Raw genomic sequence first — 23,468 nt, 5'->3', positions numbered from 1 at the left:
TGCCAACCGCCAGCCGGCGCTGGCTTACCCCGACCTGACCGCGCTACTGCGCCGGCGCGCCCCAGATCTCGCGCAGGCGCGCATCGCGCCCGCAGCGGCCGCGGTAGTAGCTGTAGCGGATCGAATTGCGCTGGTAGTAGTCCTGATGGTAGTCCTCGGCCGGCCAGAACCGCACCACCGGCAATACTTCGGTCGCGACCGGCTGCTGGAAGCTCTTCTGCAGCTCGGCGCGGCTGGCTTCGGCCAGCGCCCGCTGGGCTTCATCGACAAAGAAGATCGCGCTGCGGTACTGCGGGCCGGCATCGCAGAACTGCCGATTGACCGCCACTGGATCGACGTTGCGCCAATAGGTGTTGAGCAGCTTTGCGTAGCTCACCCGCTCAGGGTCGTACCGCACTTCCACCACTTCGACATGGCCAGTGCCGCCGGCCGAAACCTGCTCATAGGTCGGGTTCTGCTCCTGCCCACCTGCGTAGCCGCTGGTGGTGGAGAGCACGCCGTCCATCTGGTCGAACGGCTTCTCCATGCACCAGAAGCAGCCACCACCAAACACCGCCACCGCGACCTTGGCCGGCACCGGCGCGGCCGGCTCAGCCAGATCGACCTCAACCACGTTCTGTGCCCAGGCCAGCACCGATCCCAGGCCCAACACCAGGCCCAGCACAGCCAACCACCGACGCCGGCTCATGCGCGCAGCTCCGGCAGCGCACTGCCTTCGGGCACGAACTGCAGCGCCACCCCGTTATTGCACCAGCGCTGGCCAGTGGGCTCCGGGCCGTCGTCGAACACATGGCCCTGATGGCCGCCACAGCGTGCGCAGTGGTACTCAGTACGCGGGAGAACCAAGGCCCAATCGCGCTTGGTGCCCATCACCCCCGGCAGATGGGTGAAGAAACTCGGCCAGCCGGTGCCGCTCTCGTACTTGTGGCTGGCATTGAACAGCGGCAAGTAACACGCGGCGCAGACAAAGGTCCCCGGCCGCTTCTCGGCGTTGAGCGGACTGCTGCCGGCGCGCTCGGTGGCCTCCTCGAACAGCACCGCATAGGCCGCCGGGCTGAGCAGCGCCTTCCACTCCTCGTCAGATTTCTGCAGACGGCCGATCACCGGCGCAGCGCCTGAATCCTCGCGCGCCTCGACGCGAAGCTCACGCGTAGCAAACCAAGCCGCAGGCGCCAGCGCCGCGGCTCCAAGACCAAACAGAAAGGGTCTGCGTTTCATCATTGGGTTCCTCTTGTAGACGCGGCGGTCGCTCGACGATGCGCCGGCGAAGCCGGGAATCCGTCGAGAGTCGGACAGGAGAGGTCTTGGGGCGGTGAATGATTGCTTGCGTCAGCGCGCAGGGCTGGATGCATCCGCTTGCTTCGCCGTTTGCACAGCATTGCTAGTCGCGCAGCGCTTCAAGATAGTTCTCACGCTGGTCGAGCTTGCCGGTCCCCGTGCAAACATCGCCTGCAACAAGCCTCTCAGACGCCTCTTCGCCTTCGAGCCTAGCGATCACCAAGTAGGAATCGCCGACATCCCAATAGCTGCCGAGACAGTAGCAAGCGTCCTCGGAGACGAGCTCGACCCTCTCGTCGACGTCTCCACGCAGAGCTTCCACCACCGCAAAGGTGACTCGCTTGCCTCCGCAGTGAGACCCATGTGACTCGTCCCAGCACAAGTGTCGCGGCCTGTAGGGGTCGCGGTCCACCTGAAGCACCGTACCCACGAACGCCACCTTGGCGTGCTCGGCAGCATTGGTGGGCGACATAGGTTCGCAGGTGCTCGCCATCGCCCGCTCGGCGATAGGGGCGCAGAACAATAGAATCGTGATGACGCGGACAAGGGTCACGGCGCACCTCCAGCGAACGCAAGGGCGGCGAAGACGACGCATGCAGAGTCGCGGGCTGCTCGCCGGAAACAGCCGAATGGAGGACCGAAAGGTCTTCTATTCGTTCCCCGATTGCTATTGCGCTGACGCGAGATCTGGGATCCCGCGCGTGGAAGACAGAGCCGCCCTCACTCCCACTCAATCGTCGCCGGCGGCTTGCCGCTGATGTCGTAGACCACGCGACTGACACCGCGCAGTTCATTGACGATGCGCCTCGCGACACGGTCGAGGAAGTCGTAGGGCAGGTGCGCCCAGTGGGCGGTCATGAAGTCGATGGTTTCGACCGCGCGCAGGGCGATCACCCATTCGTAGGCGCGGGCGTCGCCGACCACGCCGACGGACTTGACCGGCAGGAACACCGCGAACGCCTGGCTGACGCGGTCGTAGAGGTCGGCGCGGCGCAGTTCGTCGATGAAGATGTGGTCGGCTTTTGCGAGCAGGTCGGCGTACTCGCGCTTGACCTCGCCAAGGATGCGCACGCCCAGGCCCGGACCCGGGAACGGGTGGCGGTAGACCATGTGGCGCGGCAGGCCGAGTGCGACGCCGAGGCGGCGCACTTCGTCCTTGAACAGTTCACGCAGCGGCTCGACCAGGCCGAGCTTCATCTTCTCTGGCAGGCCGCCGACGTTGTGGTGGCTCTTGATGACGTGGGCTTTGCCGGTCTTGCTGCCGGCGGATTCGATCACGTCCGGATAGATGGTGCCCTGGGCCAGCCACTGGATATTGCTGAGCTTGGTGGATTCCTCATCGAAGATCTCGACGAACAGGCGGCCGATGATCTTGCGCTTGGCTTCGGGGTCTTCGACGCCCGACAGAGCAGCGAAGTAACGATCAGCCGCGTTGACGCGGATGACCTTGATGCCCATGCCGCCGGCCTGCTCGTTGGCGGCGAACATCTGCATCACCTGGTCGCCCTCCTGGTAACGCAGCAGGCCGGTGTCGACGAACACGCAGGTCAGGCGATCACCGAGGGCGCGGTGCAACAGCGCCGCGACCACGCTGGAATCGACGCCACCCGACAGGCCCAGCAGTACGTTGCCCTCGCCCACTTGGGCGCGCACGCGTTCGATCTGGTCGTCGATGATATTGGCGGCGGTCCACAGGGTTGCGCAGCCGCACAGTTCAACCACGAAGCGCCGCAGCATGTCGGTGCCGGACTTGGTGTGGGTGACCTCGGGATGGAACTGCACGCCGTACCAGCGGCGGGCTTCATCGGCCATTGCCACGATCGCGACACTCTCGGTGCGCGCGGTGATGCGGAAACCCCGCGGCACCGCGGTGACGCGGTCGCCATGGCTCATCCACACATCCAGCCGCGGCGGCGAGCCGGCGTGGTCCTTCAGGCCGTCAAGCAAGCCGCAAGGCGCGCTGACCTCGACCTCGGCATAGCCGAACTCGCGCTCATGCCCGGCTTCGACATTGCCGCCGAGCTGCATCGACATCGTCTGCATGCCGTAGCAGATGCCGAGCAGCGGCACGCCCGCATCGAACACCTGCTGCGGCGCGCGCGGTGAGCCGTCCTCAACGGTCGACTCCGGCCCACCCGACAGGATGATGCCCTTGGCGCCCCAGGCGGCGATTTCGGCGGGATCATGATCCCAGGCCCAGATCTCGCAGTAGACCCCGATCTCGCGGATGCGCCGGGCGATCAGCTGGGTGTACTGCGCGCCGAAGTCGAGGATCAGGATTTTGTCGCTGTGGATGTCTGGGAGCATGGGATTCGGGATTCGGGATTGGGGATTCGTAGGAGCCAAAGAGCGTCGCGAGCGCTACGCTCGCCGTGAACGCATAGGACACGGCCGAAACTCAGTTCGAAGCGGTGACGCGGCGGGTGCAACTCAGGCCGGGAGAGTGGTCGAAACGAATCCCGAATCCCCAATCCCGAATCCCGCCGCGCAAGCGTCAGCTTGCGCGGTAATTCGGCGGCTCCTTGGTGATCTGCACATCGTGCACATGCGCTTCGCGGGTGCCGGCATTGGTGACGCGGACAAAGCTGGGCTTGCTGCGCATGTCTTCGATGCTGGCGCAGCCGACGTAGCCCATCGAGGCGCGCAGACCGCCGGCGAGCTGGTGGACGATGTTGCGGACCGAGCCGCGGTAGGGCACGCGGCCTTCGATGCCTTCTGGGACGAGCTTGTCGGCGTCGGAGGCGTCCTGGAAGTAGCGGTCCTTGCTGCCCTGTTCCATCGCGCCGAGGCTGCCCATGCCGCGGTAGCTCTTGTAGCTGCGGCCCTGGAACAGCTCGGTCTCGCCGGGGCTCTCTTCGGTGCCAGCGAACAGGCCGCCGATCATCACCGTGGACGCACCGGCGGCAATCGCCTTGGCGATATCACCGGAGTAGCGGATGCCGCCGTCGGCGATCAGCGGAATCTGATCCTTCAACGCCGTGGCGACCATGTCGATCGCGGTGATCTGCGGCACGCCGACGCCAGCGACGATACGGGTGGTGCAGATCGAGCCCGGGCCGACGCCAACTTTCACCGCGTCGGCGCCGTGATCAAGCAGGGCCAGCGCGGCGTCACCGGTGACGATGTTGCCGCCGATCACCTGCAGGTTGGGGAAGTTGCGCTTGACCCAGCGGACGCGCTCCAGCACGCCCTGCGAATGGCCGTGTGCGGTATCCACCACGATCACGTCGACGCCGGAATGCACCAGCGCCGCCACGCGCGCTTCAGTGTCGCCGCCCACGCCGACCGCAGCGCCGATCAGCAGCTGCTCGTCACTATCCTTGGCGGCATTGGGGTTGTCGCGGGCCTTCTGGATGTCCTTGACGGTGATCAGGCCGCGCAGCGCGAACTGATCGTCCACCACCAGAACTTTCTCGATGCGGTGCTGGTGCATCAGGCCCAGCACTTCGTCATCACTGGCGCCCTCGCCCACCGTGACCAGTTTGTCCTTGGCGGTCATGATCGCGCGCACCGGCGCGTCCAGGCGTTTCTCGAAGCGCATGTCGCGGCTGGTGACGATGCCGACCAGCTGGTTGCCGTCGACCACCGGCACGCCGGAGATGTTGCGGGCGCGGGTGAGCTTGATGACTTCGCCGATGGTGGTGTCCGGGCTCACCGTGAAGGGCTCGCGGATCACGCCGGCTTCGAAGTTCTTGACCTGCTGCACATGGCGGGCCTGCTCGCCCACGCTCATGTTCTTGTGCAGGATGCCGATGCCGCCGAGCTGGGCCATGGCGATGGCCAGACGCGCTTCGGTGACGGTGTCCATCGCCGCCGAAACCACCGGCAGGTTGATGCGCAGTGAGCGGGTCAGGCGGGTGCCCAGGCTCACATCCTTCGGCAGCACCGCGGAGTGCGCGGGAATCAGGGAGACATCGTCAAAGGTCAGTGCTTCAACCTGGATGCGCATGCATGGGCTCCGGCGGTAGGAAGCGCGGCATTATAGGCCGGTTCGGGCCGCTCACACTCGCACTGGCAACTCCCCGGCGATTGGAGCCGGCGAGCGCAGGACCTGCAGCGCAACGAGGTCCAAGCACCGCGCCGACTCAAATGTGCGCATCCAAAGCGCGCCGACTGCCCCAGCAGGCCAAGCGGCTCGGCCCGCCGGGTCGCGACGGCGCTCAGGCGGTCCCAACGCCTTCCGCGCAGCCGCGCGCGGGGTCGGTGGCGATGTCTTCGTGCAGCAGGGCCCTGGCCACGTCCAGCGCTGCATCAATGATCTCGACCCGCACACAGACTTCAGTGGACTCCCGGCTGGTGTTGATCAGAACGGCGCGGCCGGGGCCGGTGATGCGCCCGGTCAGCACATCGCGCGGCCCGACGATGCCACGCTCGATATCCAGCACGGTGTAGCCATCGCCGGTCCTGATCACCACGCGGCCGGTATTGGGGTTCATGCCGCATACGCTGCCCTGATTACTCATTGCGCTCTCCTGCTGGCCAAGACCCCGTACATGGCGGAAGCCTAGCCGAAACCCGGCGGCGGGCAATACCTCGCTGCTGACGGATTCAGGTCAAGAGCAGGCGGTAGGCCGGGTTGTCGGTCTCATTGCTGTGCGGATAGCCGAGTCCCTGCAGGAAGCGCTCGAAGGCCGGATGATCGGCTGCGGGTACCTGCAGCCCGACCAGGATGCGACCGTTGTCGGCGCCCTGGTTGCGGTAGTGGAACAGGCTGATGTTCCAGGCCGGATCCATCGCCGACAGAAAGCGCGTCAAGGCGCCGGGGCGTTCGGGAAAATCGAAGCGGTAGACACGCTCATTGAGCGCCAGCGCCGACCGCCCGCCGATCATGTGTCGCAGATGCAGCTTGGCAAGTTCGTCGTGGGTGAGGTCGAGCGCCGGGAAGCCCTCGCCTGCGAAAGCGCGCGCGAGCTCGCCCGCCTCATCGGCATCACGGGTGGAGATGCCGACGAAGATGTGTGCCGCTGCCGAGTCGCCAATGCGGTAGTTGAACTCAGTGATGCCGCGCCCACCGAGCAGGTTGACGAAGCGCCTGAAGCTGCCGCGCTCCTCGGGGATCGTCACCGCGAACAGAGCCTCGCGCTGCTCGCCGACCTCGGCGCGCTCGGCAACAAAACGCATGCGATCGAAGTTGAGGTTGGCGCCGGAGGCGACCGCGATCAGCGCCTCACCTCGCAGCCGGTGGCGGGCGACATACTGCTTCAAGCCGGCGATCGGCAAGGCGCCGGCGGGCTCCAGCAGGCTGCGGGTCTCCTCGAACACATCCTTGATCGCCGCGCAAAGCGCATCGGTATCGACCCGCAGCACTTCGTCCAGATGCAATTGGCACAGGCGGAAGGTTTCGTCGCCAACGCGCTTCACCGCGGTGCCGTCCGAGAACAGGCCGACGTCATCGAGGGTGACGATATGGCCGGCCTCCAGCGAGCGCGCCATCGCGTCGGAATCCTCGGTCTGCACCCCGATCACCTTGACCTCCGGCCGCAGCGCCTTGACGTAGGCGGCCACCCCCGCCGCCATGCCGCCGCCGCCGATCGGCACAAAGATCGCGTGCAGCGGGCCGGTGTGCTGGCGCAGGATCTCCATCGCCACGGTGCCCTGGCCGGCGATCACATCGGGGTCGTCGAAGGGATGCACATAGGTGTAGCCGTGCTGCGCCTGCAGCTGGCGCGCGTGCGCGGCTGCATCGCTGTAGGAATCGCCGGCCAGCACCACCTCGACGTTGTCAGCGCCGTGCCGACGTACCGCTTCGATCTTGACCGCGGGCGTGGTCACCGGCATCACGATCACCGCCCGGCAGCCCAGCCTGCGCGCCGCCAGTGCCAGGCCTTGCGCATGGTTGCCAGCCGAGGCCGTCATCACCCCGCGCGCGCGCTCCTGCGGGCACAGATGCACCATCTTGTTGTAGGCGCCACGCAGCTTGAACGAGAACACCGCCTGGTTGTCCTCGCGCTTCAGCCAGATGTTGTTGCCCAGGCGTGCCGACAGTCGCGGCGCGAAATCGAGTTCGGACTCACGCGCGACCTCGTACACCCGCGCGTTCAAAATTCGCCGCAGATAGTCCGGCGCCGGCGCGGGCGCAGGCAGCGCCTCGGGTCTGGGCGTGGGGACCGGCTGGGCAGACATGGGTGACCTCGACGCAGAAAGTGAACCCGGATCCTACGCCTGAGGTGCGCGCCCTGCCCTGCGGTGGCGCCAGCGGCTGACGAAACGGCACATGCGCGGCCTGCGGCCGCGTGGGATTCGGGATTGGGGATTCGGGATTGGACGAATGCTACTGGAGAGTTCCGCATCGGCAAGCTCCGAACCAGCGCCACCATCGAGCAACCTTGCCTACCGTCGGCCAATCCCGAATCCCGAATCCCAAATCCCGGCTTTCAAGTACTCTGAATAACGATATTCGGAAACCCGAATGCCTTGTTGCGGGCGCGCAGCGAAAGCTGGCCGGCGGTTTTGCGGGCGATCTCGCGGTAGCGCAGGGCGAGGTCGGAGTCTGGGGATTCGATCACCACCGGTGCCCCGAGATCGCCCTGCTCGCGAATCCGGATGTCGAGCGCCAGCGCGCCCAGCAGCGGCACTTCGTATTGCTCGGCCATGCGCTGTCCGCCGCCCTCGCCGAAGACGTGCTCGGCGTGGCCGCAGTTGGAGCAGACGTGGATCGCCATGTTCTCGATGATGCCGAGCACCGGCACCTCGACCTTCTGGAACATGCGCAGGGCTTTCTTCGCATCCAGCAGGGCGATGTCCTGCGGGGTGGTGACGATGACCGCTGCCGACACTGGAACGCGCTGGCACAGGGTCAGCTGGATATCGCCAGTGCCGGGCGGCAGGTCGATCACCAGGTAGTCGAGGTCTTCCCAGGCTGTGTCGTTCAACAGCTGCTGCAGGGCCTGGGTGACCATCGGCCCGCGCCAGATCATCGGCGTGTCTTCCTCGATCAGAAAACCGATCGACATCGCCTGCAGCCCATGATTCTTCTTCGGAACGATGGTCTTGCCGTCCGGGCTGTCCGGCCGGCCGGACAGGCCGAGCATGCGCGGGATGCTGGGGCCGTAGATGTCGGCATCCAGCACGCCGACGCGCGCGCCTTCGGCCGCCAGCGCCAGAGCCAGATTCACGGCTGTGGTGGACTTGCCGACGCCGCCCTTGCCCGAGGCCACAGCGATGATGTTGCGCACGTTCGGCAGCGGGCTCAGCTCCTTGCGCACCTGGTGCGCAAGGACACGTGAGCTGACATCCACGGTCGCTCGCGCGATCCGCGGGTCGGCCTGCAGCGCCACCCGCACGCGTTCGGCGAGGCTGGCATGCAGACCGGCGGCGGGATACGACAGCTGCAGTTCGACCAGCACACGATCGGCATCGATACCGATCGAGCGCACGGCGTCTGCCAAGGTGTGCCCGGTGTTGTCATCGATCAGGCCGGACAGAATCTGCCGGACGGCATCCTGGGTCAGGGACATGGGAATGGAGTGCTCACATTGGGGAACAGGGCTCGCGCCTGCCGCAGCTGGCGGCACATCAATCGGGCGCGAAGCCGCTTATTGTAGGGCCCCGCGCACGCTTCGCCTCACGCAGCTATGCCAAACGCATTCGCCTCCCCAGACCCGGCCGCGCTGGACTAGCGACAACGCGTGCACCGCTCCCCTTCCGCACCAGTCGATGAGGAATTGCGCCAGCAGCCACCGGAAAGCATCTGGCGACATCAGTGGCGACTCCGCGACCGCCATCGAAGGCGGGTCGCGGAGGTTCTGCCGGGCTCAGGCGTGCCGCGCCTGCACCCGCTGCCAAGCCAGCCGCCAGCGGGCGCGGCCGCGCAGTCGCGCTTCATCGACGATCGCATAGAACGTCGGCAGGGCGAGCAGCGAGATCAAGGTGGAGAATGCGAGGCCGCCGACGATCGCACGCGCCATCGGGTAGTAGGGCGGGCCATCGCCGCCCATCGCCGCGCCCGCGATGCACAGCGGCAGCATGCCCAGAATGGTGGTGCCCATGGTCATCAGAATCGGCCGCAGGCGGTCGCGGCATCCGTGCACCAGGGCGGTATGACGATCCTCACCCTGGCGGCGCAGCGTATTGATGTGCTCCACCATCACGATGCCGTTGTTCACCACCACACCCATAAGAATCAGAATCCCGATCGCCGCCATGATCGAAAACGTCGTGCCGGTCAGCCAGAACAGCCAGAACACGCCCAGCGCCGAGAAGAACACGGTGGTGATGATCACCGCCGGGAAGGTGACCGACTCGAACACGGCCGCCATCACGATATAGACCATGACCAGTGCGATCGCGGTGTTGAACAGCATCTGCGCGCCGGCTTCGTCATCCTGCTCGAAGCTGGTGCCGAAGCTCCAGCGATAGCCTGCCGGCAGCTGGAACTCGTCCATCACCGCCTCGATCTGCTCGCGCGCGGTGTCCTTGGTGACCCCATCCGCCAGCACGATCTTGATCGGCAAAGCGGTTTGTCGGCTCTGCCGGGTGATGGTGCTGGGGCTGGCCACCACCTGCACATCGACCATCGACATCAGCGGCACCTGGCCGCCCAGCGGGCTGTTGAGCTTGAAGTCGCGCAAGTCATCGACGCTGGCGCTGTCGGATTCCTGGAAACGCATCCACACCGGCACTTCGGTGCTGCTCGCACGGAACTCGCGCAAGGGCGTACCGCGCAGCGCGATGCCGATGTACTGCGCCACCTGCTGGGCCGAGAAGCCGTACTGCAGCGCGCGCTGGCGGTCGACCCGAACCTGGATCTCGCGCGACTTCGAGCCCAGGTCGGCGTACGCATCGGCCGTTGAATCCAGCCGCAACAGCACCGGCACCACCGAGTTCGACAGTTCCTCAAGCGTTAGCGATGAATCGCCGATCAAGGACACCTCGAGCCCATCCGCCCCGCCCGGCCCCATGCCACCACCATCGCGAAACGCGACTTCGCCGAGTGCGATCTTCGGCATGTTCTCGGTGATCCGCTTCATCAGTTCGGGCGTCGGCGTCATCTCCCCTTCTTCGGTGAAGGTGATTCGGGTGCCGCCCCAACCGCGCTCGCTGAACCAGGAGTAGATCTGGGTGATCTCCAGTTCCTCTCGATTGGCTTCGAGGTAGGCCTCGATCTGCGCCACGGCCTTGGATTGCTCCTCCAGCCGGTAGCTGCCGTTCCAGCGCACGTTGAGCTCGACCTCGCGGGTTTCGCCCTCGGCGAACATGTCGAACTCCACCCCGCGCATCGGAATCACGCTGACCGCAATCAGCAGCGCAATCGCGCCCAGGGTCTTCCAGCGATGCCGCAGCGACCAGTCGAGCAGTCGCGCGTAGCGGTCCTGCAGGCGCGTGGCGCTCTTGTGCGCATCCAACAGGTGCGCTGGCGCGCGAATACGTGCGCTGATCATCGGTATCAGGCTGACCGCCACCAGCCACGAACACAGCAGCGAGATGGTGATAGTGAAGGCCACCTGCGACAGGTAGATCGAGACGAAGGTCTTCTCGCCGAAAATGTTAGGCAGGAACACGATGATGCTGGTCAGGGTGCCCGCGGTGATCGCGATCTGCACCTCGCGCGTGCCCTCGATGGCGCAGCGAAATGGACTGTCGGGGTATTTCTCGCGCTTCTGATAAATGCTCTCGACCACGACCACGGCATTGTCGACCAGCATGCCGACGCCCAGCAGCAGGCCCATCATGGACAGAATGTTCAGGCTCATGCCGAGGAAGTACATGCAGCCCAGCGACATCACGAAGCAGATCGGAATCGCCAGCGACACCATCAGGGTCGACGGCCAATGCCGCAGGAACGCATAGAGGATCAGCACCGATAGCACCGTGCCGAGCAGACCGGCCTCGGCAAGCTCGGCGAGCGAGCTCGTGACGCCCTCGGCCTGGTCATGCATCACGAACAGCTGGATGTCGTCGAACGCGGGAAGCTTGGTGATCTTCTCCACTTCAGCCAGCACACCCCGCGAGACCTCAACCAGATTGGCCGAGCGCTCCTTCATCACATCGATGCCCACCGCCGGACGGCCGTCCAGGCGCCGGCCGTAGTCCAGTCGCCCCGGCGCGAGGCTGACGCGCGCGATGTCGGACAGCCGCAGGCCGCTGGCATTGACGGGCAGATTGCGCAGTTCCTCGATCGAGCGCAGCTCGCCCACCGGCTGCACCCGCAGCCGACGGTCGCCCTCGGTGATCTGCCCGGCCGAGACCGAAAAATTCGACGCGTTCAGTCGCTGCGCAAGCGCGGCGAGGTCCACGTTGTGCGCCGTCACGCGATCATTGAGCAGCTCGATCTCCACTTCGGGCGCGGCGATACCCGACAGGTCGACCCGCGCCACGCCCGGCACGCGCTCGATCCTTCGCTTCACCTCACGCTCGAGCAGGTCGTATTCGCCGGCGAGATCGAGTTCGCTGGAAATGCGAATCCGCAGAACAGGGTCATCGGCGCTGCCGAATTTCAGCACCAGGTAGCGCTGAAAGTCGCTCGGAAACTCATCGCGGATCGCATCCAGGCGCTCGCGCGCCTCGGCCGCCACCAGCTGGATGTCGCGGTCCCACTGGAACTCCATGAACACGCCCGCGCCTTCGGGCCGCGACTGCGAGAACATCCGTTTGATGCCTGGCAAGGTGGCCAGGGCCTCCTCGGCGGGGCGGGCGATGGTTTCCTCGATCTCGGCCGGGCTGGATCCGGGATAGGGCAAGTCGACGTAGAGAAACGGCGCCTCGACCTCCGGCAGGAACTCGAGCGGCAGCCGAAAGGCCGCGATCAGGCCGATCAGCAGCATCGACACGAAGAACATCGTGGCCGTGACCGGCCGCTGCAGGCTGATCCGGGCGAGGCTCATGCGCCAGCCTCCGCCAACGCGAGGCGGGCCAGACGCTCGGCTTCCGCCGCGGCGCGATTGCGCTCACCACGCTCGAAGTAGAACGCATCCGGCTTGCGGTCCAGCAGGTTGTAGACCACCGGAATCACCAGCAGCGTCAATACGGTCGAGACCAGCAGGCCACCGATCACGGTGATCGCCATCGGCGCGCGGATCTCGGCGCCCTCGCCCCCGCTGAGCGCGAGCGGCAGGAAGCCGAACAGCGTGGTCAAGGTGGTCATGACGATCGGCCGCAAGCGCTCAGTCGCGCCGCCGCACAGCGCCTCCACTTTGCCAAGCCCGGCTTCGCGCAGTTGGTTCACCCGATCAATGAGCACGATCGCGTTTTTCACCACGATGCCGGCGAGCAGGATCAAGCCGATGAACACGACCACCGACAGTCCACCACCGACGATTTTGAGCGCCAGGATCGCGCCGACCGCCGCCAACGGAATCGTGAACATGATGACGAAGGGATGCAGCAGCGATTCAAACTGCGAGGCCATCACCAGGTAGACCATGAAGATCGCCAGCACAAGGGCGAACACCAGCGAGTTCACCGAAGCCTGCAGCTCCTCGTTCTGGCCTCCGATGTTCACCGCGACGCCCGCACCCAGCGGGGCTTCCGCCAGCATGCGTTCGATCACCGCCACGGCAGTGCCAAGGTCGCCATAGCGGAGGTTGGCCGATACCACCGCCACACGCTCCTGATCGACGCGATGGATCTCGCTGGGGCCTTCGGTGGAGATCACCTCAGCCACGGCCGACAGGCGGACCGGACGGTCGCTCTCGGGGTTGACGATCAGCTGGCCAATATCGGCGGCCGACGCACGCGCCGATTCCTCTGCACGCACCAGCACGTCGATTTTCCGATTGCGGAAGCTGTAGCGCGTGGCCACTTCACCGCGCACCTGACGCACCACCTGATCGGCGATCTGTCGCGTGGTCAGATTGAGCGCCGCAGCGCGCTCGGCATCGAACAACACCTGGATCTCGGGGAAGCCCTGTTCCACCGTCGACTTCACATCGGCGTAGCGATCATCGGCTTCGAGTCGGCGAGCCAGTTCCTTCCCAGCAACCTTCAGTTGCTCCAGGTCGTAGCCGCGGATCTCGATCTCAAGCGGGGTCGCAAACGAGAACAGCTGAGGTCGCGAAAACTTCACTTCCGCCTTCGGATACGCCTGCATGGTCTCGCGCAGACGCTCGGTGATCGCGGCCTCGGTGCCCGAGGGTGCGCCATCCGCCATCACGATCAACAGCTTGCCGATGTTCTCGCCCGACTCGGTCGGGTTGGCATCCAGGCGCGTGCCGCTGCCGCTGACCCCATGAATGGTGCGGATCTGCGCGTCATCCGTGTGGCGGCGCTGGATCTCACGCACCAGCGCGTCGCTTTCGGCGAGCGGCGTGCCTGGCGGCATCTTGACTGTCATCTCGAAGCGACCTTGCGCCAGCTGCGGAATCAGATCCAGGCCGAGGCTCGGCACCAGCGACATGGTCAGCACGAAGGCGACGGTCGCCGAGCCCAACACCAGCCACGGCCGCTGCAGTGCGCGCGGCAGGATGCGATCGTAGTAGGCCGCCAGCCAATCGTAAGGCTTCATCACGACCAATCCGATCGCACCCAGCACGCGCCCGATCCAGCCAGAAGCACGCCACGCCATGCCCAGAACGCCACGCTGCATGGACAAGCGGGCGCGTGCGAAGCGCGAACCGGTGACATCGATCTCCTGCTGGTCCTCCGGGTAGGACAGCGGCGGCCGCGCCTTGAGCGAGGCGAGCATCGGCACCAGCGCCATCGCGACAAAGGTCGAGATGATGATAGCGATGCTGACCGTCAGCGCCTGATCGCCGAACAGCTGGCCGGCGACACCTTCAACGAATACCAGCGGGAAGAACACCGCGACCGTGGTCAAGGTGGATGCAACCACCGCCAGACGCACTTCGGTGGCGCCCACAATCGCTGCCTCAATGATCCCCAGCCCGCGCTCACGCGCCTTGGCGATCGATTCCAGCACCACGATCGAGTCATCCACCACCATGCCGGTGGCGAGTGCCAGACCGCCCAGGGACATGACGTTCAGGCTCAGACCGACCTGGCCCATGAAGAAGAACGTGGCGATGATCGACACCGGCAACGACACCGCAATGACGAAGGTGCTCCAGCCATCGCGCAGAAAGAAAAAGATGATCAGGATCGACAGCAGGCCGCCCAGCAGGGCAGCGCTTTTGACCTCGTCCAGCGACTCCTGGATGAACACCGACTGGTCGTCCACCGTGATCAGCTTTGTGTCGGGCGGCAGGTTTTCCTTGAGGCGTTCCAACTGCAGCCGCACACCTTCGGCGGCTGCAACCGTGTTGGCATCACCCTCCTTGTAGACCGCGAGCTCGATCGCCTCACGGCCATCCATCCGGATGATTGCCTCGCGCTCCTTGTAGCCGGCCGACACGCTGGCGATGTCGCGCAGACGTACCGGCGTGCCCTGGTCCACGGCAACCAGCAGCTCCTGCATCTCGTCGACGCTGGCGAACTGGTTGACCGTGCGCACGAGGTAGCGCTGGCTGCCCTCGTCGATCGCGCCGCCGGAGATATTGATGTTCTCCTGCTTCAGGCGATCGATCACTCGCGCCGCAGACAGGTTCAGCCGCGCCAGCTTCTGCGGGTCGAGCAGCACCTGCACTTCATCTTCCAAGCCGCCCGACACCTTGACGGCTGCAACTCCGTCAACCGGCTCCAGACGCTTTTTCAGGGTTTCATCGGCGTAGCGGCGGAGGTCCTTCAGCTGGACGATATCGAAACCCTCGTCGTCCGAGCTGCCGACCAGACCCAGCCGCATCACCGGCTCGGTCGACGGATCAAAGCGCAGCAGCACCGGCTGTTCGGCCTCCAGCGGCAGGCGCAGCAGTTCGAGCTTGTCGCGCACCTCGATGCCAGCACGGTCCATGTCCGTGCCCCAGGCGAACTCGAGGATCACATCGCTCTGGCCGGTGCGAGAAACCGAGCGCAGCCGGCGCAGGTTCTTGACCACGCCGACGCCTTCTTCAACCGGCTCCGTGATCAGATTCTCGACCTCGGAAGGCGCAGCGCCCGTGTATTCGGTGCGCACCGTCAAGGTGGGATAGGACAGATCCGGCAGCAGGTTGACCTTGAGGTCGCGCAGGCCGATGAATCCGAACAGCAGAAAGGTAAGCGTCACCATTCCCACCGTCACACGACGGCGGGTTGCGATCTCGGCGATGTTCATGAGTGCGTTCCGGAATCAGCCGGCGGTGCCGGTGGCGGGCTTGCCTTGGGCAATGGCCTCGGGCTCGATCTTGCTTTCCGGCAGGCCGAGCACCTGCAGCAGAGCGCCATCGCGCAAGGTGACCTTGCCGGTGGTGACAACGCGGTCGCCCTCGGCCAGGCCACCGCGCACTTCTGCCAGCTCACCGCTCAAATGACCCAGCTCGATGGTGGTGCGTACGGCGCGGCTGTCGCGGACCAGGAACACCGCCGGCAGTCCCTCGCCTTCGATCAGGGCCTCGCGCGGCACGGTCAGCGCCTGCTGGCGCTCGTCGTAGACCACTTCGACGCGGCCGAACATTCCCGGCTTCAACGCGCCGGTGGGGTCGGAGAACGCGGTTACCACGCGGAACGTGCCGCTGGCGGCATCCACCACCGGGCTGACCCGATCGATGCTGCCATCGAACACCACGCCCGGCGCCGCGTCGACCCGCAGCATCACTTGCTGGCCGGCCTTGAGCGTGGCCAGTTCGCGCTCGGGCACGTTGAGCACGGCCTCAAGGCGCGAGGTGTCGACGACGCGGAACATGGCCTGATTGATCTGGATGAGGTTGCCTTCCTTGACCATGCGCTGGGCGACCACGCCGTCGAAGGGCGCCACGATGTCGGTGTAGGACAGCTCCAGTTTGGCCATCTCGAAGGCGGCGCGCTGGGTGTCGAGGTCATAGCGCAGTCGCTCGTGCGATTCGGCGGCCAGCAGCTTGCGTTCGAACAACTCTTCGGCGCGATTGAACTCCGCCTCAAGCTTGCGCAGCATGGCCTGGTTGCGCTGAAGCTCAAGCCGCGGACGCTCGGGATCGATCCGCGCCAGTACCTGACCCGCCTTCACGAACTGGCCTTCTTCAGTCAGCAGCCGAAGCAGCACGCCCGAGGTCTTGGACACCACCTGGGCTTCAATTGGGGCTTCCAGGGGAGCCGTACCGCTGTAGCTCGCGCTGACGCTGTGGCGCGACGCGAGGGCAGTCTCCACGGCGACCGCCTGCTCCTCGCGCTTTTTCTCGTCTTCGGGTTCTGCACTCCCGGCCGCGGAATCGTTATCGGCCTCGGACTGGCCACCGCACCCCGTAGAAACGGCCAGAACGGCCACCAGAGCGGCCCCCAGGATCAAGCGGACGATGGGTTTGGCTGCGCGTGTTCGCATGGGCGTTCTCGGGGGAGAGGGGGGATTGTGGTGTTATACTTATCTACAACACCACCGATGTCAAGCACCGTGCCGCACAGCGATGACGCCCTGTGCAGACAAGCGTGACGAGAGCCGCGGACATTGCCGGACGCCAGATGCACGAACTGTGCTCGAAGGCAGCGGCGAAATCGTCTGCACCTTGGCACCCTGACCAACGGCAGGGCTATCGCAATCCCTGCACGCGGGGCGTGCAGGCTGGTTCGGCAGATGCGGCAGACGCTATACTCCCGCCCCTTCTAATGCGTCGTGAATCCGGGATCAGACCCGGCTCGAACGAGCGCACCCCGACCTGCCCCGACGCTGGAATCCATCGATGAAGCCGACCCTGCGAATCGTCGCGAGCCTCGCCCTGGCGACGGCCACTCTGCCCGCTCTTGCCCAAGGCGACCCCGAAACCGGCAAGGTTCTCGCCTACACCTGCACGGGCTGCCACGGTGTGCCCGGCTACAAGAACGTCTACCCGCATTACCATGTGCCGAAGATCGCCGGCCAGAATTACGAATACCTGATGGCGGCGTTGACTGCCTACCAGAAGGGCGAGCGTCCGCACCCGACCATGCGCGCCCAGGCCGAGGGTTACAGCCAGGAAGATCTGAGCCACATCGCCGCCTACCTTTCCAGCCTCAACAAGGAGGCCGCCCAGTGAGCCCGAAGACTCTGATTTCTGCAGCCTTGTCCGGACTGCTGTGCATGGCGATCACCACCCCTGTGGCCGCACGCGGCAATGTCGAGGCCGGCCGCGAGAAGGCCAAGGTCTGTCAGGCCTGCCACGGCGTCGATGGCAATGGCATTGGCGACGGCCAGTATCCAAACCTGGCCGGCCAGTACGAGGACTACCTGCTGCGCGCGCTGCAGGCCTACAAATCAGGCGAGCGCAACAACGCGATCATGACCGGATTTGTGGCGACGCTCGAAACCCAGGACATGGCCGATCTGGCCGCCTACTTCGCCGCCCAGCAGGGCCCGCTGTCGGATCTGCGCCACCTGAAGTAGCCCGCTGCGCAGCCGCTGCGACAAACAGGAACCCCGCGCCTTGCGCGGGGTTTTTTGCTCCTACGCACAACATGTGCGTTCGACACAGTGCCGGGGCAACCACCGAGCCACGCGGACCCGGGCGAGATGGAACAGCCGCTCGCCCCGCCCTCACGAGTCCTTCGACCCGCTGCGGACGGCTTCGCCTGCAGCGGATCGCGCAACTACCAGTGCACGCCACGCATCAAGGCGGCGAAGGCGATCTGCTCCGACGATGCCTGCTGTGCTTCTGCGCCCTTCTGGCCCTGCGCTGCGGCCGAGTCGGGGAACAGCTGGAAGGCGGTGTTCATCACCACCTCGTAGGCCTTCGGCGCGATTGCATTCAACACCGCCGAGAAGATGCCGAGGCGCGTGGCGATGCGTGCGGGCCGTTCGATGATCGCCTGCACGATCAGATCGGCAGCCTCGTCCGGCGAGATCGTCGGCACCGAGTCGTACATCTTGGTCGGCGCGATCATCGGCGTCCGCACCAGCGGCATGTTGATCGTGGTGAAGGCGATGTTGTGCCCGGAGAACTCGCCCTGCGCGCAGCGGCTGAACGCATCCAGCGCCGCTTTCGAGGCGACATAGGCCGAGAACCGCGGCGAGTTCGCCAGCACGCCGATCGAGCTGATGTTGATGATCTGGCCGCGCTTGCGCTCGGTCATTCCCGGCAACACGCCCATGATCAGGCGCAGCGAACCGAAATAGTTGAGCTGCATGGTCCGCTCGAAATCATGGAAGCGATCGTAGGAGAGCGCGATCGAGCGGCGGATCGAGCGGCCGGCATTGTTCACCAGGATGTCGATGCGACCGTGGTCCGCCAAGACTTGTCGCAGCAGTTCGTCGCAGGAACTGAGCTCGGCGAGGTCGGCGGTATAGGCGTGGCAGTTGCCGCCGGCAGCCCTGATAGCATCGCGGGTCTTGAACAACTCCTCCTCGCCGCGCGCCACGATGATCGTGGTGGCACCCGCCGCTGCCACCTTCTGCGCAGCCGCAAGGCCAATGCCTGAGGATGCACCGGTGATCAACACCACCTTGTCTTGTACGCGACCACGCAGCGAGCGATCGACGAACAATTCAGGGTCGAGGTGGCGCTCCCAGTAGTCCCACAGGCGCCAGGCATAGCTGTCGAGCTCGGGCACGCGGATACCGGAGCCTTTCAGCGCGCGCTCGGTCTCGCGACAGTCGAAGCGGGTCGGGTAGTTGATCATCCCCAGCACCGACGACGGGATGCCGAGGTCCTTCAGCACCATGCCGGTAAAGCGCTTCACCGGCGCCAGATTGCCCAGCGCCATCCGGATCGGCGCTGGAATGAAACCGAACATCCGTGCGTCGATGCGCATGCTCATCTGCGGCGCGTGGCCAGCGCGTGCGAACAGGTTCAACACTTCGCCAATACGGCGCGGTGCGGGGTCGGTGAGATGGAAGCAGCCACCGTCCAATCCCGGCTTGTGGCCGATGTGGTCCATCGCGTCGGCAACGTAGTCCACCGGCACCATATTGATCCGGCCGCCTTCGATCCCGACGGTGGGCACCCACGGCGGCAGAAGGCTGCGCAGCTTCTTGATCAGAGTGAAGAAGTAGTACGGGCCATCGATCTTGTCGATTTCGCCGGTTCTGGAATGGCCGATCACCATCGCCGGCCGATAGATGCGGTAAGGAATGCGGCAGGACTCGCGAACGATCTTCTCGGCGTCGTGCTTGGTGCGGAAGTAGGGATGATCGAGATTCTCGGCCTCGGCGAACATGTCCTCGCGGAAAACCCCGCTATAGAGCCCCGCCACCGCGATCGAACTGGTGTGGTGGAACAGTTTGGCGCCCACCGCTTCGGCGAACTCGACCGCGTTGCGGGTGCCTTCCACGTTGGGCCCGATCTGCGATTCGGCGCTGGCCGAGAGGTCGTACACCGCAGCAAGGTGGTAAACATGCTTGACCTTGCCGGCCAATGCCTTCTGCTGCGCCGGTGAGACACCCAGCTTCGGCTTGCCCAGATCGCCCAGCACCGCCTGCACGCGCGCGGCGTCCCAGCCCATCTGCTCGATCAGATCCTTCAGCTTGGCCTGCGAGCTCTTGCGCACCAGCACATACACCGTGCCCTTGCGTTTCAAGAGGTTGCTGACGAGATGGCGACCGATAAAACCGGTGGCGCCGGTGACGAAATAGCTCATGGGTTTCCCTCCTGCGGGCGTTGGGCCGACCGTGCGTGCGGGCGGTTCCTTGTGTTCTTGAACAGCGTTCGAGCGATGCGTGCCCACGATAGCGCCCTCCGCGCGCGCCGCCTACCCGTCATCTGCCGTTCATCTGTTCGAAATCCTGTTGTACCGGAAGTGTCACTCAAGCAGCCCAAGCTCCCGCGGCCGGGACAGCCGTCCTGCCAACACCATGGAGCCCGCTATGAATGACCCCGCCAGCCCCGTCGCCTACGGTCCCGAAGATTTCGACTTCGAGGACAGTAACCGCTCGCCCAATGCCCATTTCGCCGATGTGCTGGCCAGCCGCAGCCGTCGCGATGTGCTGCGAGGTGGCCTGGCGGCCGCAGTGGGCAGCCTGTTCGTGCCGCCGCTGGCGCTGGCCGCGGGCGAAAAGCCGCTGCAGCAGTACCTGAACGGCGAGAAATCGCTGCCGCTACCCTTGCCGCGTCGGCCGACCTTCCGGGCCGTGGCGACGCACCGACTGGACGCGGTGACGGTGCCACCCGGCTACACCGCGCGCCCGGCCTTCGCCTGGGGTGAGGGTCTGTTCGCCGACTCGGCGCCATACAAGCCCGATGGCAGCAACACCGGCGCCGATCAGGAGAAGTCGATCGGCCAGCACCACGATGGCATGCACTTCTTCCCGCTCGACTACAACGGTCGCAACAGCCGCGGCCTGATTGCGATGAACCACGAGTACATCGAGCAAGCCACCTTGACTCGCAATGGCCAAACGCTGGTCGATGGCCGTCGGCTGGCGGACGATGTGCGCAAAGAAATCGCGGCGCATGGGGTCAGCGTTTTCGAAACCACCCGCCAGGCCAACGGCGAATGGGTGATCGTCAAGGGCTCCCCCTACAACCGACGCATCACCGCCAACACCACGGTTGAGATCAGCGGCCCGGTGCGCGGATCGAGTTTTGCCGTGACCAAGTTCAGCCCCGATGGCACCCGCACCCGCGGCACCATCAACAACTGCGCGCACGGCCATACGCCTTGGGGCACCTACCTCACCTGCGAAGAAAACTGGGCGGGCTACTTCGTCAATCGCGGCGAGCGCCCGCGTGAGCAGAGTCGCTATGGCGTTGCCACCAGCGCCGGCCGCTACCGCTGGGAAACCGTCGAGGAACGCTTCGACGTCACGGCCACCGCCGCCAATGCCGCTGGCGACTACCGCAACGAGACCAACGGCCAGGGCTGGATTCTGGAAGTGGATCCGAGAAATCCGGACGCGATGCCGATCAAGCGCACCGCCATGGGTCGCTTTGCGCACGAAGGCTGCGTGTTCGCGCCGGTGCGGTTCGGGCGCCAGATGGTGTTCTATTCCGGCGATGACTCGCAGAACGAGTACATCTACAAGTTCGTGACCCGTGACGTCTACCTCTCGGCACCCTTGACCATCGCGCCGAATGCACTGGACCGCGGCACGCTCTACGTCGCCAAGTTCAATGCCGATGGCAGCGGCGAATGGTTGCCGCTGGACTTCAGCAACGCCGACTTCATGGCCAAGGCCGCTGCTGCTGGCGTGAGCTTCAGCAGTCAGGCCGATGTGCTGGTGAACACCCGGCTCGCAGCTGACGTGGCGGGCGCAACCAAGATGGACCGCCCGGAATGGGGCGCAATCCATCCGAACAACGGCGACGTGTACTTCGCCCTGACCAACAACAGTGCGCGCACCGCCGCCCAGGCAGTACCTTCGAACCCGCGTGGCCCCAATCCCTTCGGCCACATCGTGCGCTGGCGCGAGGCCGATGGTAACCACGCCTCCACCCGCTTCAGCTGGGACATTTTCATGCTCAGCGGCACCGAAACCGACAGCGCAAACCCGGCCGCCGGTGCCACCGCCAAGCTCACTGCAGACTCGATCCACGCCAGCCCCGACGGCCTCTGGTTTGATGACGCTGGCCTGCTTTGGATCCAGACCGACATGAGCGGCAGCCAGCTCAACTCCGGCCCCTTCGGCAACAACCAGATGCTGGCGGTCGACACCGTCAGCGGCGACATCCGTCGGTTCTTCGTCGGCCCGGTGGGCTGCGAAGTGACCGGTGTAGTCTGCACGCCCGACCTGCGTACCATGTTCGTCAACATCCAGCATCCCGGGGAAGGCGGCTCCGGTTCGTGGCCCGATGGCAACGGCGCGCGCCCGCGTTCCGCGACTGTCGTAGTCACCAAGGACGACGGCGGCATCATCGGCACCTGATAGCGGCGCCCGTAGCGCCGGCCATCGATCTTTGTGGATTGTTGGCCGGCGCAGCGGATTCCGTTGACCCTCCCCTGCCCCCGTGCTATCAAACGCGGCCACAGCGCCGCCCCGCGACGGCGCATACACAGGGGACCCCAATGACCGATCTGAACAGTCGATTCGAAGCCGCAACGCTTGCAGTTAAGGCGCTCAGCGAGCGCCCCGATAACGACACGTTGCTGCAGCTGTATGCCCTGTACAAGCAGGGCGCGGATGGCGACGTCAGCGGCCCCAAGCCGGGCTTCTTCGACTTCGTCGGCACCGCCAAGTACGAAGCCTGGGCCAAGCTCGCCGGTCTGAACTCCGATCAGGCCAAAGAGAAGTACATCGCCCTGGTCAAAAAGCTCACCGGCTGAACTGAAGTGACTGTCCCTTCACGCCCGCAGCGGCTGCGCTATGGCAACTGACACTCGCGAACGCATTCTCGAGGCAAGCCTGACGCTGTTCAACGCTCGCGGCGAACCCAATGTCAGCACCAACCACATCGCCGACGAGCTGGAGATCAGCCCGGGCAATCTGTACTACCACTTCCGCAACAAGGACGACATCATCGAGCAGCTGTTCGCGCGCTACGAAGTGCGCATGGACAGCGCGCTGGCGGCGCCCGATGATCGTCAGCCCACGCTCGAAGACATCTGGCTGCAGCTGCACGCGATCTTCGAGAGCATCTGGAACTACCGCTTCATCTATCGCGATCTGGTCGACATCAGCGGCCGCAACCGCAAGCTGCGGATGCATTTTTCGCGCATTCTCAAACGCGCATCCGAGAACGCCACACGCATCATGCGCGGGTTGGTAAGGGCGGAGGTGATGCGCGCCAGCGCCGATGAGATCGACGCCACCGCCACCAACATCCTGCTGGTCGCCACATTCTGGCTGAACTTCAGCGCGGTGCGCGGCGAGCAGGACGAACGCGAGAGCATCAATCGCGGCATCCATCAGGTCCTGATGCTGATCGCACCATTCCTGCGCGATGCCGAGCGGGTGCATCTGCATCACCTGCTGCAGGCCTATCGCTGAGAAGAATCGCGGGCTTGGCAGAACAATCTGCGCCGCGCTTACGAACGCAAACCGGGTCCCACAGTGCGATCCGGAATTGCTCCAGACCGAAACACAAAGGCCCGCATATGCGGGCCTTTGTGTATTCAGCAATGGCGTCGTCGCATCAGCCGCGGCGGGCGGCCTTGCGTGCCACCGGCTTGGCACCGGCGCGGCGCGAAGCGCTGCGCTTGGCCGGCGCGCGCTTGGCCTTGCCGAAGCGCGCCAGCACGCCTTCGACACTGGCGTAGACCGGCTCGGCTGCGGTTTCGATGCCCTACGCGCCTACACTCCACGAGACAGTGACGCAGCACGTTATCTCTCATTCTAGGGCGGCTTTGTTCGGAGACTCCCATGCCAAAGCCGTTGCGGGTTCGCCCGCCAGAAACATCTTCCGCCG

General features: G+C 65.2%; 17 protein-coding genes. 5 read left to right on the top strand and 12 right to left on the bottom strand.

Going from position 1 to position 23,468, the window contains the following annotated elements; all coding sequences use genetic code 11:
- Window positions 1-43: 43 nt before the first annotated feature.
- The 11 genes from msrA to ACIQ7H_RS14810 all read right to left on the bottom strand — a co-directional run bounded on the left by msrA (window position 44) and on the right by ACIQ7H_RS14810 (window position 16,540).
- Window positions 44-688: a peptide-methionine (S)-S-oxide reductase MsrA gene (msrA, locus tag ACIQ7H_RS14860; protein ID WP_395792847.1), complete on the bottom strand. Its 645-nt coding sequence runs from the start codon at window positions 686-688 to the stop codon at window positions 44-46.
- Complete coding sequence (gene msrB, locus ACIQ7H_RS14855) at window positions 685-1,218, bottom strand: peptide-methionine (R)-S-oxide reductase MsrB (RefSeq protein ID WP_395792845.1); 534 nt, start codon at window positions 1,216-1,218, stop codon at window positions 685-687. Before msrB ends, msrA begins: the two co-directional genes overlap by 4 nt.
- Window positions 1,219-1,381: 163 nt before the next feature.
- Window positions 1,382-1,831: a hypothetical protein gene (locus ACIQ7H_RS14850; protein WP_395792843.1), complete on the bottom strand. Its 450-nt coding sequence runs from the start codon at window positions 1,829-1,831 to the stop codon at window positions 1,382-1,384.
- Window positions 1,832-1,998: 167 nt separating this feature from the next.
- Entirely contained in the window at window positions 1,999-3,585 is a 1,587-nt protein-coding gene (gene guaA / locus ACIQ7H_RS14845) for a glutamine-hydrolyzing GMP synthase (RefSeq protein ID WP_395792841.1), read from the bottom strand.
- A gap of 187 nt (window positions 3,586-3,772) precedes the next feature.
- Window positions 3,773-5,227 (bottom strand): IMP dehydrogenase, encoded by a 1,455-nt coding sequence (gene guaB, locus ACIQ7H_RS14840; RefSeq protein WP_395792839.1) that lies wholly within the window; start codon window positions 5,225-5,227, stop codon window positions 3,773-3,775.
- Between the two features lie 211 nt (window positions 5,228-5,438).
- Window positions 5,439-5,741, bottom strand: a complete 303-nt coding sequence (locus ACIQ7H_RS14835) for a hypothetical protein (RefSeq protein WP_395792837.1) — start codon at window positions 5,739-5,741, stop codon at window positions 5,439-5,441.
- 85 nt (window positions 5,742-5,826) lie between these two features.
- Window positions 5,827-7,401, bottom strand: a complete 1,575-nt coding sequence (ilvA, locus tag ACIQ7H_RS14830) for a threonine ammonia-lyase, biosynthetic (protein ID WP_395792835.1) — start codon at window positions 7,399-7,401, stop codon at window positions 5,827-5,829.
- Window positions 7,402-7,652: 251 nt separating this feature from the next.
- On the bottom strand, window positions 7,653-8,735 hold the full coding sequence (gene apbC, locus ACIQ7H_RS14825; protein WP_395792833.1) for an iron-sulfur cluster carrier protein ApbC: 1,083 nt from the start codon (window positions 8,733-8,735) through the stop codon (window positions 7,653-7,655).
- A gap of 297 nt (window positions 8,736-9,032) precedes the next feature.
- Window positions 9,033-12,101: an efflux RND transporter permease subunit gene (locus tag ACIQ7H_RS14820; RefSeq protein ID WP_395792831.1), complete on the bottom strand. Its 3,069-nt coding sequence runs from the start codon at window positions 12,099-12,101 to the stop codon at window positions 9,033-9,035.
- Window positions 12,098-15,361, bottom strand: a complete 3,264-nt coding sequence (locus tag ACIQ7H_RS14815) for an efflux RND transporter permease subunit (RefSeq protein WP_395792829.1) — start codon at window positions 15,359-15,361, stop codon at window positions 12,098-12,100. The genes ACIQ7H_RS14820 and ACIQ7H_RS14815 overlap by 4 nt, the downstream gene beginning before the upstream one ends.
- Window positions 15,362-15,376: 15 nt before the next feature.
- Complete coding sequence (locus ACIQ7H_RS14810) at window positions 15,377-16,540, bottom strand: efflux RND transporter periplasmic adaptor subunit (protein ID WP_395792827.1); 1,164 nt, start codon at window positions 16,538-16,540, stop codon at window positions 15,377-15,379.
- A 355-nt stretch (window positions 16,541-16,895) separates the two neighbouring features.
- Between ACIQ7H_RS14810 and ACIQ7H_RS14805 the strand changes: the two genes are divergently transcribed.
- Entirely contained in the window at window positions 16,896-17,228 is a 333-nt protein-coding gene (locus tag ACIQ7H_RS14805) for a c-type cytochrome (RefSeq protein ID WP_395792825.1), read from the top strand.
- Window positions 17,225-17,575 carry a c-type cytochrome gene (locus ACIQ7H_RS14800; RefSeq protein WP_395792823.1) on the top strand — a complete coding sequence of 117 codons (351 nt, stop codon included), beginning with the start codon at window positions 17,225-17,227 and terminating at the stop codon, window positions 17,573-17,575. Before ACIQ7H_RS14805 ends, ACIQ7H_RS14800 begins: the two co-directional genes overlap by 4 nt.
- Before the next feature lie 203 nt (window positions 17,576-17,778).
- Here ACIQ7H_RS14800 and ACIQ7H_RS14795 read toward each other — a convergent pair whose 3' ends face one another.
- Complete coding sequence (locus ACIQ7H_RS14795; protein WP_395792821.1) at window positions 17,779-19,764, bottom strand: SDR family oxidoreductase; 1,986 nt, start codon at window positions 19,762-19,764, stop codon at window positions 17,779-17,781.
- Between the two features lie 226 nt (window positions 19,765-19,990).
- Here ACIQ7H_RS14795 and ACIQ7H_RS14790 point away from each other — a divergent pair, with 226 nt between their 5' ends.
- The 3 genes from ACIQ7H_RS14790 to ACIQ7H_RS14780 all read left to right on the top strand — a co-directional run bounded on the left by ACIQ7H_RS14790 (window position 19,991) and on the right by ACIQ7H_RS14780 (window position 23,050).
- Window positions 19,991-21,988 carry a PhoX family protein gene (locus ACIQ7H_RS14790; RefSeq protein ID WP_395792819.1) on the top strand — a complete coding sequence of 666 codons (1,998 nt, stop codon included), beginning with the start codon at window positions 19,991-19,993 and terminating at the stop codon, window positions 21,986-21,988.
- Between the two features lie 140 nt (window positions 21,989-22,128).
- Entirely contained in the window at window positions 22,129-22,386 is a 258-nt protein-coding gene (locus tag ACIQ7H_RS14785) for an acyl-CoA-binding protein (RefSeq protein WP_395792817.1), read from the top strand.
- A gap of 40 nt (window positions 22,387-22,426) precedes the next feature.
- Window positions 22,427-23,050 carry a TetR/AcrR family transcriptional regulator gene (locus tag ACIQ7H_RS14780; protein ID WP_395792815.1) on the top strand — a complete coding sequence of 208 codons (624 nt, stop codon included), beginning with the start codon at window positions 22,427-22,429 and terminating at the stop codon, window positions 23,048-23,050.
- The last annotated feature ends 418 nt before the right edge of the window (window positions 23,051-23,468 follow it).

The organism is Aquimonas sp. (genome assembly GCF_044377145.1).
In the GTDB taxonomy this organism is placed as follows: Bacteria; Pseudomonadota; Gammaproteobacteria; order Xanthomonadales; family Xanthomonadaceae; genus Aquimonas.
The sequence above is the reverse complement of the archived record's forward strand: the minus strand, read 5'-3'. Positions and strand labels throughout refer to the sequence as shown.